This is a genomic window from Dyella sp. 01L423 (assembly GCF_056399945.1).
Window position 1 is genome coordinate 1 of the sequence record NZ_JBFTSI010000065.1, and the last position, 366, is coordinate 366.

Genomic DNA, 366 nt, shown 5'->3' on the forward strand with positions numbered 1-366 from the left:
GGGGATCGACGAGAACAGCGCGCCGATCTTCGGCACCAGCGCCACCGCGCAGAGCATCACGCCGCAGGTGGCCACCACCCAGCGGCTGCGCACGCCGGTGACGATCACCAGGCCCACGTTCTCCATGAAGGCGATGAACGGGAACGCGGCGAACATGCCGCCGATGGCACTGGCCAGCCCGTTGGCGCGCAGGCCGTTGGTGGCCTCGCGCTCGGTGACGGGCCGTTTGACGATGTCGCCAATGGCCACGAACAACCCCATCGACTCGACCATCTGCACCACCATCACGATCACCATGGTGGCGATGGCGCCGGCGTTGAAGGTCGGCAGCCCGAACGCGAACGGCGTGACGAGGGTGAACCACGG

At 67.8% G+C, this 366-nt stretch carries 1 protein-coding gene; it reads right to left on the reverse strand.

What is annotated here, in order from left to right; all coding sequences use genetic code 11:
• On the reverse strand, positions 1 to 366 hold a 366-nt coding region (locus AC1DMY_RS21085), incomplete at both ends, for a solute carrier family 23 protein (RefSeq protein WP_477166791.1).